General features: G+C 73.9%; 17 protein-coding genes. 11 read left to right on the top strand and 6 right to left on the bottom strand.

The features are described from left to right. Positions 1 to 95 precede the first annotated feature (95 nt). Genes ID804_RS08035 through ID804_RS08020 form a run of 4 tightly spaced genes read left to right on the top strand, consistent with a single transcriptional unit; the run spans position 96 to position 4118 of the window. Complete coding sequence (locus ID804_RS08035) at positions 96 to 1556, top strand: purine-cytosine permease family protein (RefSeq protein ID WP_169079635.1); 1461 nt, start codon at positions 96 to 98, stop codon at positions 1554 to 1556. After that, the gene (locus ID804_RS08030; protein WP_169079636.1) at positions 1556 to 2140 is read left to right on the top strand and encodes a cysteine hydrolase family protein; all 585 of its coding nucleotides are present in this window, start codon (positions 1556 to 1558) and stop codon (positions 2138 to 2140) included. The genes ID804_RS08035 and ID804_RS08030 overlap by 1 nt, the downstream gene beginning before the upstream one ends. Beyond that, positions 2137 to 3213: an ADP-ribosylglycohydrolase family protein gene (locus tag ID804_RS08025; protein ID WP_317451227.1), complete on the top strand. Its 1077-nt coding sequence runs from the start codon at positions 2137 to 2139 to the stop codon at positions 3211 to 3213. Before ID804_RS08030 ends, ID804_RS08025 begins: the two co-directional genes overlap by 4 nt. Further along, entirely contained in the window at positions 3210 to 4118 is a 909-nt protein-coding gene (locus ID804_RS08020; RefSeq protein WP_169079637.1) for a PfkB family carbohydrate kinase, read from the top strand. Before ID804_RS08025 ends, ID804_RS08020 begins: the two co-directional genes overlap by 4 nt. Here ID804_RS08020 and ID804_RS08015 read toward each other — a convergent pair. Together ID804_RS08015 and ID804_RS08010 are read right to left on the bottom strand one after the other, a co-directional pair. Beyond that, positions 4115 to 4282, bottom strand: a complete 168-nt coding sequence (locus ID804_RS08015) for a methionine/alanine import family NSS transporter small subunit (RefSeq protein WP_169079638.1) — start codon at positions 4280 to 4282, stop codon at positions 4115 to 4117. The genes ID804_RS08020 and ID804_RS08015 overlap by 4 nt on opposite strands. Beyond that, positions 4279 to 5853 carry a sodium-dependent transporter gene (locus ID804_RS08010; protein ID WP_169079639.1) on the bottom strand — a complete coding sequence of 525 codons (1575 nt, stop codon included), beginning with the start codon at positions 5851 to 5853 and terminating at the stop codon, positions 4279 to 4281. Before ID804_RS08010 ends, ID804_RS08015 begins: the two co-directional genes overlap by 4 nt. A 73-nt stretch (positions 5854 to 5926) precedes the next feature. Between ID804_RS08010 and ID804_RS08005 the strand changes: the two genes are divergently transcribed. Both ID804_RS08005 and ID804_RS08000 read left to right on the top strand, forming a co-directional pair. Beyond that, on the top strand, positions 5927 to 6730 hold the full coding sequence (locus ID804_RS08005) for a biotin--[acetyl-CoA-carboxylase] ligase (protein WP_169079640.1): 804 nt from the start codon (positions 5927 to 5929) through the stop codon (positions 6728 to 6730). Positions 6731 to 6733: 3 nt separating this feature from the next. Further along, positions 6734 to 7249: a PH domain-containing protein gene (locus ID804_RS08000; protein WP_211161159.1), complete on the top strand. Its 516-nt coding sequence runs from the start codon at positions 6734 to 6736 to the stop codon at positions 7247 to 7249. 2 nt (positions 7250 to 7251) lie between these two features. Here ID804_RS08000 and ID804_RS07995 read toward each other — a convergent pair whose 3' ends face one another. Continuing rightward, positions 7252 to 7704, bottom strand: coding sequence for a GtrA family protein (locus ID804_RS07995; RefSeq protein WP_169079641.1), 453 nt, complete (start codon positions 7702 to 7704; stop codon positions 7252 to 7254). Positions 7705 to 7763: 59 nt separating this feature from the next. Between ID804_RS07995 and ID804_RS07990 the strand changes: the two genes are divergently transcribed. The 3 genes from ID804_RS07990 to ID804_RS07980 are packed head-to-tail and all read left to right on the top strand — an operon-like array spanning position 7764 to position 10710. Further along, entirely contained in the window at positions 7764 to 8864 is a 1101-nt protein-coding gene (locus ID804_RS07990; RefSeq protein WP_169079642.1) for a 5-(carboxyamino)imidazole ribonucleotide synthase, read from the top strand. An 8-nt stretch (positions 8865 to 8872) separates the two neighbouring features. After that, on the top strand, positions 8873 to 9391 hold the full coding sequence (gene purE / locus ID804_RS07985) for a 5-(carboxyamino)imidazole ribonucleotide mutase (RefSeq protein WP_169079643.1): 519 nt from the start codon (positions 8873 to 8875) through the stop codon (positions 9389 to 9391). Beyond that, the gene (locus tag ID804_RS07980) at positions 9388 to 10710 is read left to right on the top strand and encodes an LCP family protein (protein WP_169079645.1); all 1323 of its coding nucleotides are present in this window, start codon (positions 9388 to 9390) and stop codon (positions 10708 to 10710) included. The genes purE and ID804_RS07980 overlap by 4 nt, the downstream gene beginning before the upstream one ends. A 10-nt stretch (positions 10711 to 10720) precedes the next feature. Here the strand turns inward: ID804_RS07980 and ID804_RS07975 are convergent, their stop codons facing one another. Continuing rightward, on the bottom strand, positions 10721 to 11866 hold the full coding sequence (locus ID804_RS07975) for a glycosyltransferase family 4 protein (RefSeq protein WP_169079647.1): 1146 nt from the start codon (positions 11864 to 11866) through the stop codon (positions 10721 to 10723). Between the two features lie 137 nt (positions 11867 to 12003). Here ID804_RS07975 and ID804_RS07970 point away from each other — a divergent pair, with 137 nt between their 5' ends. Then, positions 12004 to 12627, top strand: coding sequence for a dTDP-4-dehydrorhamnose 3,5-epimerase family protein (locus tag ID804_RS07970; RefSeq protein ID WP_169079649.1), 624 nt, complete (start codon positions 12004 to 12006; stop codon positions 12625 to 12627). Here ID804_RS07970 and ID804_RS07965 read toward each other — a convergent pair. Continuing rightward, positions 12624 to 13517: a glycosyltransferase family 2 protein gene (locus tag ID804_RS07965; RefSeq protein ID WP_223159066.1), complete on the bottom strand. Its 894-nt coding sequence runs from the start codon at positions 13515 to 13517 to the stop codon at positions 12624 to 12626. The genes ID804_RS07970 and ID804_RS07965 overlap by 4 nt on opposite strands. Positions 13518 to 13545: 28 nt before the next feature. Here ID804_RS07965 and ID804_RS07960 point away from each other — a divergent pair, with 28 nt between their 5' ends. After that, the gene (locus tag ID804_RS07960) at positions 13546 to 14583 is read left to right on the top strand and encodes a glycosyltransferase (protein WP_169079651.1); all 1038 of its coding nucleotides are present in this window, start codon (positions 13546 to 13548) and stop codon (positions 14581 to 14583) included. Here ID804_RS07960 and rfbD read toward each other — a convergent pair. Further along, entirely contained in the window at positions 14561 to 15421 is an 861-nt protein-coding gene (gene rfbD / locus ID804_RS07955) for a dTDP-4-dehydrorhamnose reductase (RefSeq protein WP_169079653.1), read from the bottom strand. The genes ID804_RS07960 and rfbD overlap by 23 nt on opposite strands. Position 15422 lies beyond the last annotated feature (1 nt).

The raw sequence follows: 15422 nt of genomic DNA, 5'->3' as shown, positions 1-15422 counted from the left end.
GCGGCGCGTTGACCGCCCCGGGGGCCGGGGATACGCTCGCGGCGACGGCCGCTCCTCACCCGCGGTCGACCACCCCGCGCACTGGAGGAACCCCCATGTCGACGGCGACCGAGGGCGGGAGCGCTGCGGCGCTCGCCGTCGAGCAGAACGGCATCAACGTCATCCACGAGTCGGAGCGCAAGGGCGCGCCCCGCGACCTGTTCTGGCCCTGGGCGGCGGCGAACATCTCGGTGTTCGGCATCGCCTACGGCGCCTTCCTGCTGTACTTCGGCGTCTCGTTCTGGCAGGCGCTCATCGTCGGCGCGATCGGCATCGCCGTGTCGTTCTTCTTCGTCGGCGTCATCGCGCTTGCGGGCAAGCGCGGCTCGGCCCCGACGCTCGTGCTGAGCCGGGCGATCTTCGGCGTCGACGGCAACCGCGTGCCGAGCATCCTGTCGTGGGTGCTCACCGTGGGCTGGGAGACGGTGCTCGTCTCGCTCGCCGTGCTCGCGACCTCCACGGTGCTCGGCGCGCTCGGCTTCGACGCCGGCGTCGGCACGCAGGTCGTGGCGCTCGTGGTCGTCGCGGCGCTCGTCATCGGGGCGGGCGTCATGGGCTTCGACCTCATCATGCGGCTGCAGAAGTGGATCACGATCGCCACGGGCGTGCTGACGGTCGTCTACGTCGTGCTCGTGCTGCCGCAGATCGACCTCGGCGCGGTGCTCGCGCTGCCGGTTGCCGAGGCGGGCGCCGTGATCGGCGGCCTCATGTTCATGCTCACCGGCTTCGGGCTCGGCTGGGTGAACGCGGCCGCCGACTACTCCCGCTACCTGCCGCGCTCGGCCTCGAGCCGCGGCGTCGTCGGCTGGACGACGTTCGGCGCCTCGTGGGCTCCCGCGCTGCTGCTGCTCGTCGGCCTGCTGCTCGCCGGCTCGTCGACGACGCTGCTCGACGCGATCGGCGCCGACCCGGTGGGCGCGCTGTCGACGATCCTGCCCACCTGGTTCCTCGTGCCGTTCGCGATCGTCGCCGTGCTCGGCTTCGTCGGCGGCGCCGTGCTCGACATCTACTCCTCGGGGCTGTCGCTGCTCGCCGCGGGCCTGAAGCTGCCGCGCGCCGCCGCGGTCGGCATCGACGGCGCCCTCATGGTGCTCGGCACGATCTTCGTCGTCTTCGTCGCGCAGGACTTCTTCGGGCCGTTCCAGGGCTTCCTCATCACGCTCGGCGTGCCGATCGCGGCCTGGGCGGGCATGTTCATCGCCGACATCATCCTGCGGAAGCAGCCGTACGCCGACGCCGAGCTCTACGACCGCCGCGGCCGCTACGGCGCCGTGCGCTGGGAGTCGATCGTGCTGCTCGTCGTCGGCACCGCGATCGGCTGGGGCTTCGTCTCGAACGCCTTCTACGGCGACGCGTTCCTGTGGCAGGGGTACTTCCTCGGTCTCACGCCCGGCTTCGAGGGCGCGAACCTCGGCGTGCTCATCTCGCTGCTGATCGGGTTCGTCGGCTACCTGCTGCTCGGCCGCGCGGCCGTGCGGCGGCAGGAGGCCCTCGGCGCGACCGCTCCCGTCGCGTGATGAGCGGTGCGGCCCCGGTGGCGGGGGATCGCGCGGGCGGGCATCCGTGGCTCGTCGTCATCGACATGCAGCGGGTCTTCGGCGAGGCGGGCAGCCCGTGGTTCGCGCCCGGCTCGCCCGCGATCGAGCCGACCGTCGCGCGCCTCGTGGAGGCCTTCGGCGATCGCGTCGCCCTCACGCGCTTCGTGGCTCCCGATGAGCCGGTCGGCGCGTGGGTGCCCTACTACGCGCAGTGGTCGTTCGCGCTCGTGCCGCCGACCGATGCGATCTGGGATCTGCTGCCGAGCCTCCCGGCGGGCGATCACCGGATCGTGACGCGCACGACGTTCTCGAAATGGGATGCGGAGCTCGCCTCGCTCGTCGGCCACGACCTGGTGCTCGCCGGGGTCTCGACCGACTGCTGCGTGCTCTCGACGGCGCTCGCCGCCGCCGACGCGGGCGTGCGGGTGCGCGTCCTCGCCGATGCGTGCGCGGGGGTCTCGGAGGCTGACCACGAGCGGGCGCTTGCCGCGATGGCGCTCTACGCGCCGCTCATCGAGATCACCAGCTCCGACGCGGTGCTCGCCGAGGTCGCCGGCCCGTGAGCGACGCGACGGCGCCGACGGAGGGCGAACTCGATCGCGCGCTCGGCGCGCTGCAGGGGCTCGCGGTCGGCGACGCCCTCGGCATGCCGTTCCAGCTGCTGCGCCGCGATGCGGTGCGGGAGCGAACGGGCGGCGTCGTCGACGGCTTCGTGGAGGCCGAGGCCGAGCATCCGCTCGCCGGGGGCATGCCCGCCGGGGCGATCACCGACGACACCGAGCAGGCGCTGCTCGTCGCGCGACTGCTCATCGACGGCGAGGGCCGCATCGAGGCGGCCGCGCTCGCCCGCGCCCTCGTCGCGTGGGAGGACGACATGCGCCGCCGCGGTTCGACCGACCTGCTCGGGCCCTCGACCACGCGCGCCGTGCAGGCGGTGCTGCGCGGCGAGCCGCTCGAGACCGCGGGACGCACGGGCACGACGAACGGCGCGGCGATGCGCATCGCGCCCGTCGGCATCGCGACGCCCCTCTCTGCTGATGATGCGGGGGCGGATGCCCTGCTCGACGCCGTCGAGGCCGCGAGCTCGGTGACCCACGCCACCTCGCTCGCGCTCGCCGCCGCCTCGGCCGTGGCCGCCGCCGTGAGCGCCGGAGTCGCCGGCGCCGACCTGCCCGCCGCACTCGCCGCCGGGGTCGATGCGGCCGAGCGGTGCCGCGACCGCGGGCACTGGGTTGCGGGGGCCGACGTCGCGGCGCGCATCCGGGAGGCGATGGCCCTCGTCGAGTCGCTGCGCGCCGCCGAGGTGCCGCTCGGCGAGGCCATCGACCGCCTCGCGCTCGTCGTCGGCACGAGCCTCGCCTCGCAGGAGTCCATTCCGGCGGCCTTCGCCGTGCTCGCCCTCGTCGACGACCCGTGGCTCGCGGTGCGCGCCGCCGCCTCGCTCGGAGGCGATGCCGACACGATCGCTGCCATCGCGGGTGCGATCGCCGGCGCCGTGCACGGCACCGCGCCGTGGGCGAGGGGGCCCGCGGCGACCGTCGACGCGGTGAGCGCTGCGAGGCTCGGCGCCGACTCGCTCGGCCTGCCCGCGATCGCCGATGCTCTGCTCGCCCTCCGTCACCGGGCAGCGGGATGACCGCGCGCCTCGTCAGCGTCGGCAACGCCCTCGTCGACCTCGCCCTCGACCTCCCGCACTTGCCCGCGCGCGGCGGCGACGTGCTCGGCCGCTCCCGCGGCCTGCACGCCGGCGGCGCCGTCAACGTGCTGCTCGCCGCCCGCCGGCAGGGGCTCGCGGCCGCCTACGCCGGGGCGCACGGCACCGGTCCGCTCGGCGAGCTCGTGCGGGCGAGCCTCGCGGCCGAGGGGGTCGAGGTGCTGCTGCCCGCGCATCCGTCGCTCGACACCGGGCTCGATGTCGCGATGACCGAGGCCGACGGCGAGCGGGCGTTCGCGACCGCGTTCGGCGCCGAGGCGCACCTCGATGGCGCCGCGCTCGCGGAGGTCGAGGTCGCCGACGACGACCTCGTGCACGTCTCCGGCTACGGGCTGCTCGGGGCGACGAACGGCGGGGTGCTCGCGCCCTGGCTGACCGCGCTGCCCGAGCGCACGACCGTGCTGCTCGACCCCGGCCCGCTGGCCGTCGTCGAGCGTCCCGACGCGCTTGCGGCGGCCCTCGCGCGCGCCGACTGGGTGAGCGCCTCGCTCGCCGAAGCCCGAGCCCTCACGGGCGAGCCCGAGCCGGAGTCGGCGGCGCGCGCGCTCGCCGCGCAGGGGCGCGGCGTGCTCGTGCGGCTCGGCGCCGAGGGCTGCCTCGTCGCGGTGTGCGGGCAGGTCGAGCGAGTCCCCGGCATCGCCGTCGAGCAGGTCGACACCAACGGCGCGGGTGATGCGCATCTCGGTGCGTTCGCCGCCGCGCTCGCCCGCGGCGAGGCGCCCGCGCGCGCCGCTCGGCTCGCGAACGCGGCCGCCGCGCTCGCCGTCACGCGGCGGGGGCCGGCCACGGCGCCGACGCTGGCCGAGACGGTTGCGATGCTCGGCTAGGTGTCGCGCTCGACCGGCCCGGCGTCCTCGCGCTGGTCGTGCTCGCCGCCGGCGGGGTAGTCGGCGCGCTCGGGGCGCGCGCGCAGGACGAGCAGGCTCGCCGTGAGCCCGCCCCACACGACCGCGATGGCGAGCACGAGGAAGAGGATGGCGGTGGGAGTCATCGCGAGCCTCCCGTGGTCGAAGTGGGCAGCTGGTGCGGCGCCGGCCATGGGGTGAAGTCGTCGGGCGATCGCCGCCACCGCAGCGCGGTGAGCGCGACCGCGAGCACCGCGATGAGCAGCAGCGAGCCCCAGCCGACGATGCCGAGATAGAGCGGCGGGTAGCCCTCGTAGCCCTCGGTGAGCAGGGCGATGATGCGCGAGACGAGCATGAAGCCGAGCACGAGCGGGGCGAGCGCGCCGACGAGCACCGTCCAGATGCGGCCGACGGGGAAGGTCGAGACCGCGGTGAGGTGCCCGCGCAGCTCGGCGCCGCGACGCAGCACGAGGATCACGAGCACGGTCGTCAGCACCGCCGAGCCGACGATACCGAGGTTGTTGACGTAGTGGTCGACGGTGTCGAGCGCGATGAGGCCGCTCGTGGTCGAGAACAGCAGGATCGACAGCACCGCCGAGACGCCGCCGATCGTCGCCGCGGCGGCGCGCGGCCCGACGCCGAACTTCTCCTGGAACGCCGCCGAGACGACCTGCAGCACCGACAGCAGCGAGGTGAAGCCGGCCATGACGAGCGAGCCGAAGAAGAGCGCGCCGAAGATCGGCCCGCCCGGCATCTCGGCGACGATCGCGGGGAAGGTGATGAACGACAACCCGACGCCCGTGAGCCCCTCGAGCTCGCCGACGGCGACGCCCTGCTGCACCGCGAAGAAGCCGAGCGTCGCGAAGACGCCGATGCCGGCGAGGATCTCGAACGACGAGTTGGCGAACGCCACGACGAGCGCCGGTGCGGTGAGGTTCGAGCGGCGTCGCCGGTACGACGAGTAGGTGATCATGATGCCGAACGCGATCGACAGCGAGAAGAAGATCTGGCTGTAGGCGGCGATCCAGACGTCGGGGTTCACGAGGGCGGCGAAGTCGGGGGTGAAGAGCGCGTTCAGACCCGCGGCCGAGCCGTCGAGGAAGAGGGCGCGCACCACGAGCGCGAGGAACCCCACGAGCAGCAGCGGCAGGAAGATGACGTTCGCCCGCTGGATGCCCTTGGCGACGCCGAGGCCGAGCACCGCGATCGTGGCGATCCACACCAGCACGAGCGGCAGCAGCACACCCGGTACGAAGTCGAGGCTGAGCCCCGGGTCGGAGACGCGCAGGTACTCGCCGGTGAAGAAGCCGGCCGGGTCATCCCCCCAGCGGATGTCGAACGAGAACACGAAGTAGCTGAGCGCCCACGCGATGACGACCGTGTAGTACAGCCCGATCACGAAGGCGATCGCGACCTGGAACCAGCCGAGCCCCTCGAGCAGCCTGCCCGCGCGCGCACCGCCGAGCCGCCGCAGGGCCGTCGGCGCGGCGCCGCGGAACCGGTGGCCGATCGCGTAGTCGAGGAAGAGGATCGGGATGCCCGCCGTCAGCAGCGCCACCACGTAGGGGATGAGGAACGCGCCGCCCCCGTTCTCGTAGGCGACGCCGGGGAAGCGCCAGATGTTGCCGAGGCCGACGGCCGATCCGATCGCGGCGAGGATGAACCCGACCTGACCGGTGAAGGCCTCGCGGGGCGCGGTGGTGGGGGCGGCTGTCATGCGTGACCTCCAGGGGTGGCGGGAGCGGTCGCGGACGGTCGGCCACGGTACCACCGCGCCGTACCCTCGAGGCATGGAGCATCCCCTGGCCCGCGCCGTGGCACCGCAGCTCGAGTGGCGCGACTCCTGCCCCTCGACCAACACCGATCTCGTGAGCCGGGCCGCCGACCTGCCCGACCTCGCGGTGCTCGCCACGGCCGACCAGACGGCCGGCCGCGGCCGCCTCGACCGCGTCTGGAGCGCTCCCGCCGGCGCATCCCTCGCCGTCTCGATCTTCGTGCGCCTCGACCCGGCCGCCCTCGACCCGCAGCAGCTCGGCTGGCTGCCGCTGCTCGCGGGCGTCGCGATGACGCGGGCGGTGCGCGAGCTCGGCGTGGCCGGTGCGGGCCTGAAGTGGCCCAACGACGTGCTCGTGCACGGGCGCAAACTCAGCGGCGTGCTCACCGAGCTGACCCCGCACGGCGTCGTCATCGGCGCGGGCCTCAACCTCACCCTGCGCGAGGATCAGCTGCCCGTGCCGACCGCGACCTCGCTCGCCCTCGAGGGCGTCGCGACGACCGCCGCCGCCTCCGACCACGACAATGCGGCGGATGCTGCGCTCACCGATCGCGCCCTCGCCGCCTTCCTGCGCGAGACCTTCGACCTCGTGGCGCAGTGGCGCGCCGCTCCGACCGCGGCGGCCCTCCGCTCCCTCGTCGAGCCCGTGCTCGCGACCCTCGGCCACGCGGTGCGGGTCGACCAGCCGGGGCTCGCACCCCTTCGCGGCGTCGCCGAGGCGCTCGACGACGACGGCCGCCTGCTCGTGCGCGCGGCTGAGCCCTCCTCGAGCCTCGTCGCCGTGTCGGCCGGCGACGTGACCCACCTGCGCTATGAATAGGGCATGACCGGCGAGCAGCCCGATCCGGAGCGCGTGATCGTGCTGCTGCGCGCCCACGCGCGGGCGCTCGTGCTGCCCGTGCTCGTGCTGCTCGCGGTGTCGGGCGGAGCCGTCTACGGTGCGGCGGTGCTCGACGAGCTCTGGCTGCGCGTCCTCATCATCGCCGCCGGCGCGCTCGCCCTGCTGCTGCTCGTGCTCGCGCCGTACGTGCGCTGGCTCGCCAGCCACGTGCTCATCACGACGCGGCGCATCGTGATCCGGCACGGGCTCGTCGTGCGCACCCGGCAGGAGGTGCTGCACAGTCGCAGCTACGACGTCGCGCTGCGGCAGTCGGGGCTGCAGCGGCTATTCCGCTCCGGCGATATCCTGCTCAACACGGGGCTCGACCGCCCCGTCGTGCTGCGCGACCTGCCCCGAGCCGCCCTCGTGCAGGAGGCGCTCACCGACCTCATGGAGCACAGTCGGTCATCGGTCGCGGATGCTCGGCGCCAGACCGGCGCCACCCGCCTCGCGGGCTGACCTCAGCCGACGAGCTGCTCGGCGGGGGCATCCCGCCTGGGGTGGAACACCCACCAGCGGTACAGTGCGAACCGGAACAGGCTGCCCAGGCCGAGCCCCACGACGTTCGAGGCGATGTTGTCGGCGAGCAGGCTCGTGAAGCCCAGCACCTCGCGCGAGACCGCGAGGCAGCCGACGGCGATGAGCATGCCGCCGATACTCACGATCGCGAACTCGACCGCCTCGCGGGCCGGCGGGCGACGTCGACGGAGGCGGAAGCTCCAGTAGCGGCTGCCGACCCAGTTCACGGCGATCGCGACCGACGTCGAGACGACCTTGGCGATGATCGGGCCCGCCTCGAGCGCCTCGGGCGAGAGCACCGTCACCCGCAGCACGTTGAACAGCGCGACGTCGACCACGAGCCCGACGAGCCCGACCGCGCCGAAGCGGGCGAACTGGGCGAGCAAGTGGGGCATGGGGCCTCCGGGGTGCACCACAATGGAAGACGAAGCCCCCAATCTAGAGGAGAGCCCGCATGCCCGTCGTCGGCGTCATCGGAGGTGGCCAGCTCGCACGCATGATGGTGCCCGCGGCGGTCGCGCTCGGCATCGAGATCCGCGTGCTCGCGGAGGCTCCCGACGCGTCGGCCCGACTCGCGGCGACCGCAGTCGGCGACTATCGGGATGCCGCGACGGTGCTCGAGTTCGCCCGCGGCTGCGACGCCATCACCTTCGATCACGAGCACGTGCCGCAGGAGGTGCTCGCCGCGCTCGTCGACGCCGGCGTCGCCGTGCGGCCAGGCCCCGAGGCGCTGCTCTACGCGCAGGACAAGCTGCTCATGCGCGAGCGCCTCGGCGAACTCGGCGTGCCGATGCCCGACTGGGCGCGCGTCGAGAGCGCCGACGCGCTCGCGGGCTTTCTCGCCGACCACGGCGGCCGCGCGATCGTGAAGACGCCCCGCGGCGGCTACGACGGCAAGGGCGTGCGCATCGTCGACGACGCGCGCGGCGCCGACGACTGGCTCGAGGCGGGACCCGTGCTCGTGGAGGAGCTCGTGGTCTTCCAGCGCGAGCTCGCGCAGCTCGCCGCGCGCCGCCCGAGCGGCGAGGTGCGCCTGTGGCCGCTCGTCGAGACCGTGCAGCGCGGGGGAGTCTGCGCCGAGGTCATCGCCCCCGCCCCGCACGTCGGCGACGCCGCCGAGCGCGCCGCGGCCGAGATCGCCACGACCGTCGCGAACGGGCTCGGCGTCACGGGCGTGCTCGCGGTCGAGCTCTTCCACGCCGCCGACGGCCGCGTGCTCGTCAACGAGCTCGCGATGCGCCCCCACAACTCCGGCCACTTCTCGATCGACGGCTCGGTCACGAGCCAGTTCGAGCAGCACCTGCGCGCTGTGCTCGACTGGCCGCTGGGGGCGACGGATGCCCTCGCCGACTGGAGCGTCATGATCAACGTCTTCGGCTCGCTGCCCGCGCCGGCCATCGCCGCGGCGCTCGGGCACCAGCCCGCCGTCAAGGTGCACGCCTACGGGAAGGGCCCGCGCGCGGGCCGCAAGGCCGGCCACGTCACCGCGATCGGCGACGACCTCGACGACGTCGCCTACCGGGCGCGCGCCGCGGCCGCCCACTTCGACGCCTGAGGCCTAGCATGAACGACGTGTCCGCCCCCCTCATCGCCGTCGTCATGGGCTCCGACTCCGACTGGTCGGTCATGCGGCACGCCGTCGCGGCCCTCGACGAGTTCGGCATCGCCTGCGAGGTCGAGGTGCTGAGCGCCCACCGCACGCCGGACGCGATGATCGCCTTCGGTCGCGCGGCCGCCGGCCGGGGCATCCGCGCCATCATCGCCGGAGCCGGCGGCGCCGCGCACCTGCCCGGCATGATCGCCTCGGTCACGACGCTGCCGGTCATCGGTGTGCCCGTGCCGCTGGCGTACCTCGACGGCATGGACTCGCTGCTCAGCATCGTGCAGATGCCCGCGGGCATCCCGGTCGCGACGGTGTCGATCGGCGGCGCGCGCAACGCCGGCATCCTCGCCGCGCGCATGATCGGGGCGACGGATGCCCGGGTCGCCGAGAAGCTGGCCGCCTTCGCCGCCGGCCTCGAGCAGGCCGTGGCGACCAAGAACGAGGCGCTCAAGACCGCGGTCGCCTCCCGCGAGCGGTGAGCCTGACCTCGCCGCTGCGGCACCCCGACACGCGCCAGCCGGAGCTCATGGCGAAGCGCGCGTGGTGGCTGCTGGGCCTCAACCTGCTCGTCCCCGGCTCGGCGCAGCTGCTCGCCGGCGACCGCAAATGGGGGCGCTTCGCCGTCGGAGCGACATTCGTGCTGTGGGGCGTCGTGCTCGGCGGCCTGCTGCTGTTCGCGCTCGCGCGTCCCGTGGCCCTGACGATCGCGACCAACGTCGTCACGCTGTGGGTGGCCCAGCTCGGGCTCATCTTCTACGCGGTGCTGTGGCTCGCCACCACGATCAACGCCCTCTCGCTCGCTCGCATCGTGCGGGCGACCCCGAGCGCGCGTGCGCCGCTGGCCGGATTCGTGGCGCTCTCGCTCGTGCTCACGGTTGGCGGCTCGGCGTGGGCGGCGTGGGCGACCGGCATCGGGCGCGACACCCTCGGCAGCGTCTTCGCCGGCGGCTTCATCGAGCCGCCCATCGACGGCCGCTACAACATCCTCCTGCTCGGCGGCGACGCCGGCCCCGACCGCATCGGCCTGCGCCCCGACTCGATCAGTCTCGCGAGCGTCGACGCCGGCACGGGCGCGGTGACGATGATCGGCATCCCGCGCAACCTCTACAACGCCCCGTTCGCCGAGGGGTCGCCGCTGTGGGAGGAGTGGCCCAACGGTTTCGACTGCGGTGACGACTGCCTCATCAGCTACCTCTACCCCTGGGCGGAGGAGCACCCCGAGCTGTATCCCAGGGCCGAGCGCGAGGGCAGCACGCCCGGCATCGAGGCGATGAAGGACGCCGTCGAGGGCGTCACGGGACTCGAGGTGCAGTACACGGTGCTCATCGACATGCAGGGCTTCGCGCAGCTCATCGATGCGCTGGGCGGCGTCACCGTGACGGTGGCCGAGCCCGGCATGGATCTCGGCATCAACGGCGGCCCCGTGGTGGGTCGCATCGAGGCGGGTGAGCAACGCATGGACGGCGACACCGCGCTCTGGTACGCGCGCAACCGCTACAACCTCACCGACTTCGACCGGATGGCGCACCAGCGGCAGATCCAGGAGGCGATCCTGCGCCAGGTCGAGCCGGCGACCGTGCTCACCCGGTTCCAGGCCATCGCCGAGGCTGGCACGCAGGTGGTGCGCACCGACATCCCGCAGGCGATGCTCGGCGTGCTGAGCGACCTCGCGGTGAAGGCGCGCGAGCTGCCGATCACCGACGTCGAGCTCACGCCGCCGACGATCGACAACGTCGAGCCCGACTACGCCCTGTCCCGCTCGCTCGTCGCCGAGGCGGTCGCCCCGACCGCGGAGTGACGCGCCCCGCTTACAGGTCGGCGTGCAGCTGCCAGGTCTTCTCGGCCGAGTCGCGCCAGCTGAAGGCGCGGACCCGGTCGTGCCCGCGCACGACGAGCTCCTCAGCGAGCAGCGGCTCCTCGAGCACGCGACGCAGGGCCTCCGCGATGCGTCGCGGATACCCCGCGAAGTCGGCGCGCGGCACCACCAGGCCCGCATCGGCAGCGACCTCGAGGAGCGCGGGAGCATCGGAGTGCACGACCGGCGTGCCGAGGCTCATCGCCTCGAGCACGGGCAGCGGGAACCCCTCCGCGAGGCTCGGCACCACGAGGGCCGCCGCTCGGTCGTAGACCACGGCGAGGTCGGCGTCGTCGAGGGCGCCGAGCGCGAGCACGCGGTCGGGCGCGAGTCGGGCATCCGCTCGGACCGATGCGATGTCGACGTCAGCATCGCCCGTCGGGCCGGCGAGCACGAGAGGGATGCTCGGGGCGGCGGTGTCGGCGAGCGCCCAGAGCAGCTCGCGCGTGCCCTTGCGCGGTTCGAAGGGACCGACCCCGAGCACGTACCGGTCGGGCAGACCGAGGCGCTCGGCCCGTTCGTCGGCGTCGTCGCCGAGCACGAGCGTCGAGCTCACCGCTCCGGCGATCACGCGCACCCTGTCGCCGAGGTTGAGCACTTCGCCGAGCTGCTCGGCGACGGCGTGCGTCGGCACGACCACGGCGTCGGCGTAGCGTTGCGCTCGCCTCGCCATGGCCCTGATCCACGAGGCGCGCGCGGGGTGCACCGTCTCGGGGTGCGTCCACGCCACAGCGTCGTGGATGGTGACGACCATCTGGTCGCCAGGGCTCTCGACCCGGTCGTGCCGGCGCAGCGGCGCCAGCAGACTCGGGGAGTGCACCATGCCACCGCCGGGAAGGCGCGTGAACCCGTGCTGCCACGCGGCGCGGAGCTGGCGGCGGTCGAGCGCGCTCTTGTGCAGACCGGCGAGGCCGGGCAGCTCGCGCTCGAGCCGGTCGTACTCCGGCTCGGGGGAGGCGGGCACGACGCCGAGCACCTCGCAGCCCCGGGGGGCCGTCGCGATGAGCTGCCGGGTGAGCTCGAGGGCGTAGCGGCCGATGCCGGAGGGCGACTCTTCGCCCGCGCGGTCGAGGATCACGCGCAGCGCGGTCGTCGACACGGCTCATCACCTCCAGCGTCGGGGCTCGGGCGCCCCCGGGCGACCCTACCAGCGCGAGTGGTCCACCCCCGAACGGGGGCCAGTCGGCGAGCCGCCCTCCAGAGCCCCCTCGGTGGCGCCGCCCCTAGACTGGCGGGATGCAGATCCGCGAGCTCTCGATCGCGGGCGCGTTCGAGGTCACCCCCCGGCAGTTCCCCGACGACCGCGGCGTCTTCTGGGAGTGGTACCGCTTCGACGCGCTCGCCGAGGCCGTCGGGCACCCCCTCGACCTGAGGCAGGGCAACGGCTCGGTCTCCCGTCGCGGCGTCGTGCGGGGCATCCACTTCGCCGACGTGCCGCCGAGCCAGGCGAAGTACGTCACCGTGACCGCCGGGGCGGTGATCGACTACGTCGTCGACATCCGAGTCGGCTCGCCGACCTTCGGAAGATGGGATGCGGTGCGGCTTGACACGGTGGATCGCCGGGCGGTCTACGTCGGCGAGGGGCTCGGGCACGCCTTCGTCTCGCTCGAGGACGGCTCGACGGTCACGTACCTCGTGAGCGAGGTGTTCAATCCCGCGGCCGAGCACGGCGTCACGCCGCTCGACCCGACGATCGGGCTCGAGTTCCCCGCCGAGGCCGGCGAGCCGCTGCTGTCGCCGAAGGATCTCGAGGCGCCGACGCTCGAGGAGGCCCGCCGGATCGGCCTGCTGCCGACGCTCGACGCCGTGAGGGCGCACGTCGGCGCCCTCGACGGCCGCTGGAGCGCAGCCCGGAGCTAGTCGCCGCGCAGTCGTCGCGTCAGCACCGCTGCGCGCAGCGAGAGTCCCGCGCTCAGCACCGCGCGCACGGGCCACAGGTACCAGGGGCGGTACTTGCCGCGCAGGAACCGCTTGGCGCTGTCGTGATGCGCGCGCACCATGCGGGCGGACTCTGTGCCGGTGGAGTGCGCGCCCGTGTGCAGCGCGCGCGCGGCGGGCTCGTAGACGTTGCGGTAGCCCGCTCTGCCGAGACGATGCCCGAGGTCGACATCCTCGAAGTACATGAAGTACCCGTCGTCGAATCCGCCGATCGCCTCGAAGGCCGAACGACGAACGACGAGGCACGAGCCCGAGAGCCAGCCGACGTCGCGCCGATGACCCGACGCCGTCGCGCCATCGCGGTACGCGGCCGTCCAGGGGTTCGACTTCCAAAGGTTGGCGAACAGCGCGTGCCCCACACCGGTGCGCAGCGACGGGATGGCTCGCGCCGAGGGGTACAGCGTGCCATCGAGGTTCTCGACCGCGGGGCCGACCGCGCCGACGCGCGGGTCCTGCTCGCCGACCGCGATGAGCGTCGCGATCGCGCCCGGGCGCAGCACGACGTCGGGGTTGCTGACGACGAGCCACTCGACGCTGCCCGGCAGTCTCGAGACCGCCGCGTTGATCGCGCCTCCGTACCCCGGGTTGTGCGGCAGCTCGACCACTTCGGCACCGTGCTCGGCCGCGAGCTCTCGCGCGTGCGAGCCCTCACCGGGGCGGTTGTCGGCGATCACCGTCGCGAACGGCTCGCCGATCGCGTCGGGCAGCGAGCGCAGGAACCCGGGGAGCACGTGGTTGGACCGGTAGACGACGGTGACGACGCCCACGCGCGGAAGGGGGCGGGGCTCGGCCGACGTCATGGTGGTGCCCATCGTAGCGGCGCCCTCCTAGGCTGGGTCCGTGCCCCAGGCCACGTCACCCGCCGACGCCGAGTCGCGCGCGCCGAGCGTCTCGGTCGCGCTCTGCACGCACAACGGCGCGGCGTTCGTCGGCGAGCAGGTGCGCAGCATCCTCGACCAGGTGCCGGCGCCGCAGGAGCTCGTCGTCGGGGACGACGCCTCGACCGACGACACGGTGGCGATCGTCGAGCGCGCCGTCGCCCGCCATCGAGCGGAGCATCCGACGGCCGCTGTCTCGCTGCGGGTGCTGCGTCGCGAGCGAGCGCTCGGCGTGACCGCCAACTTCGACAGCACGATCGCCGCGTGCTCGGGCGACATCGTCGCGCTCAGCGATCAGGACGACGTCTGGCCGCCCGGTCGTCTCGCCCGACTGCTGCCGCTCTTCGACGACCCCCGCGTCTCGCTCGTGCACACCGACGCTCGACTGGTCGACGCCGACGGCCGCGACACGGGCGCGCGACTGCTCGCGACGCTCGAGGCCACCGGCGACGAGCGTGCGCGGCTGCAGCGCGGCGAAGCCCTCCCTGCGTTGCTGCGCCGCAACCTCGTGACGGGCGCGACGGTGCTCGTGCGGCGCGAGCTCGCTCGGCGAGCCGCCCCCTTCCCCGCCGCCTGGGTGCACGACGAGTGGCTCGCGATCATGGCGGCCGTCGAGGGCGGGCTGCGCCTGGTCGACGAGCCCTGGCTCGACTACCGGCAGCACGGGGCGAACGTCATCGGCGCCAGCGAGGTGACGTGGTCGCGGCGATGGGAGCGCCTGCGCGAGCCCCGTGACGAGCGCGCCGCACGCCTCATCGCTCGCACGGAGGCGCTCGTCGAACGGCTCGAGCGCATCGGCGGCCGCCCCGAGGCGGTGGCCGCCGCGCGCGCCAAGCTCGAGCATGAGCGGCGTCGGTCGCGCCTGCCGCGCTGGCAGCCGCTGCGAGTGCCCGGCGTCCTCGCAGGAGCGCTCGCCGGCCGGTACACCCGCTACAGCCGCGGTGCGATCGATGTCCTGCGCGACCTCGTGCAGCCGGCTACGCGGTCGGCAGGGCGATAGCGCCCGAGCGCCAGGCGTCGGCGAGCGCCTCGCGCCAGTCGCGCATCGGCGCGAGGCCGAGTGCGCGCCAGCCCTCGTGCGCGAGCACGGAGTAGGCCGGTCGGGGCGCAGGGCGCGCGAACGCGCTCGAATCGGTCGGGCGCACCCGCTCCGGGTCGAGGCCGGCCTCCTCGAAGATGGCGCGCGCGAACCCGAACCAGGTGGTCTCGCCCGAGGCGGTGCCGTGCAGCACGCCTGAGCGGGCTCCCGAGTCGATGAGTCGCACGATCTGCTCGGCGAGGTCGCGCGTCCACGTCGGCTGCCCGCGCTGGTCGTCGACGACCGACAGCGTGTCGCGCTGCGTCGCGAGGCCGAGCATCGTCGCCGCGAAGTTCGGGCCGTGCTCGCCGTACAGCCACGCGGTGCGCACGATGAGGGTGCCCTCCGGGTGCGCTGCGCGGGCCAGGCGCTCCCCCTCGGCCTTCGTGCGGCCGTACGCCGAGACCGGCGCGAGCGGAGCATCCTCGAGGTAGGGCGTCGACGCCCGTCCGTCGAAGACGTAGTCCGTCGAGAGCTGCACGAGCACCGCGCCCGCGCCCGCGGCGGCCCGGGCCAGCGACTGCGCGCCGAGCGCATTGACGCGGTGGGCCTCCGGCTCGTGCGACTCCGCGTCGTCGACGCGCGTCCACGCCGCGGCGTTGATGACGACGTCATGGCCGGCGACCGCCTCGCGGGCGGCGTCGACGTCGGCGACGTCGAGCTCGGATCGCGACAGCGCGGTGACCGCTCGGTCGGCGAGCGCGGCCTGCAGGTCGCGGCCGAGCATCCCCGCCGCGCCCGTGATGAGGATGCGCGTCACG

Source organism: Microcella alkalica (assembly GCF_014595885.1).
Lineage (GTDB): Bacteria > Actinomycetota > Actinomycetes > Actinomycetales > Microbacteriaceae > Microcella > Microcella alkaliphila_B.
This window is presented reverse-complemented; position numbering and strand designations above follow the sequence as displayed.

Coding starts and splice junctions, on each gene's coding strand:
- ID804_RS08035 (WP_169079635.1), top strand. CDS start 96: ATGTCGACGGCGACCGAGGGCGGGAGCGCTGCGGCGCTCGCCGTCGAG.
- ID804_RS08030 (WP_169079636.1), top strand. CDS start 1,556: ATGAGCGGTGCGGCCCCGGTGGCGGGGGATCGCGCGGGCGGGCATCCG.
- ID804_RS08020 (WP_169079637.1), top strand. CDS start 3,210: ATGACCGCGCGCCTCGTCAGCGTCGGCAACGCCCTCGTCGACCTCGCC.
- ID804_RS08015 (WP_169079638.1), bottom strand. CDS start 4,282: ATGACTCCCACCGCCATCCTCTTCCTCGTGCTCGCCATCGCGGTCGTG.
- ID804_RS08010 (WP_169079639.1), bottom strand. CDS start 5,853: ATGACAGCCGCCCCCACCACCGCGCCCCGCGAGGCCTTCACCGGTCAG.
- ID804_RS08005 (WP_169079640.1), top strand. CDS start 5,927: ATGGAGCATCCCCTGGCCCGCGCCGTGGCACCGCAGCTCGAGTGGCGC.
- ID804_RS08000 (WP_211161159.1), top strand. CDS start 6,734: ATGACCGGCGAGCAGCCCGATCCGGAGCGCGTGATCGTGCTGCTGCGC.
- ID804_RS07995 (WP_169079641.1), bottom strand. CDS start 7,704: ATGCCCCACTTGCTCGCCCAGTTCGCCCGCTTCGGCGCGGTCGGGCTC.
- ID804_RS07990 (WP_169079642.1), top strand. CDS start 7,764: ATGCCCGTCGTCGGCGTCATCGGAGGTGGCCAGCTCGCACGCATGATG.
- purE (WP_169079643.1), top strand. CDS start 8,873: ATGAACGACGTGTCCGCCCCCCTCATCGCCGTCGTCATGGGCTCCGAC.
- ID804_RS07970 (WP_169079649.1), top strand. CDS start 12,004: ATGCAGATCCGCGAGCTCTCGATCGCGGGCGCGTTCGAGGTCACCCCC.
- ID804_RS07965 (WP_223159066.1), bottom strand. CDS start 13,517: ATGGGCACCACCATGACGTCGGCCGAGCCCCGCCCCCTTCCGCGCGTG.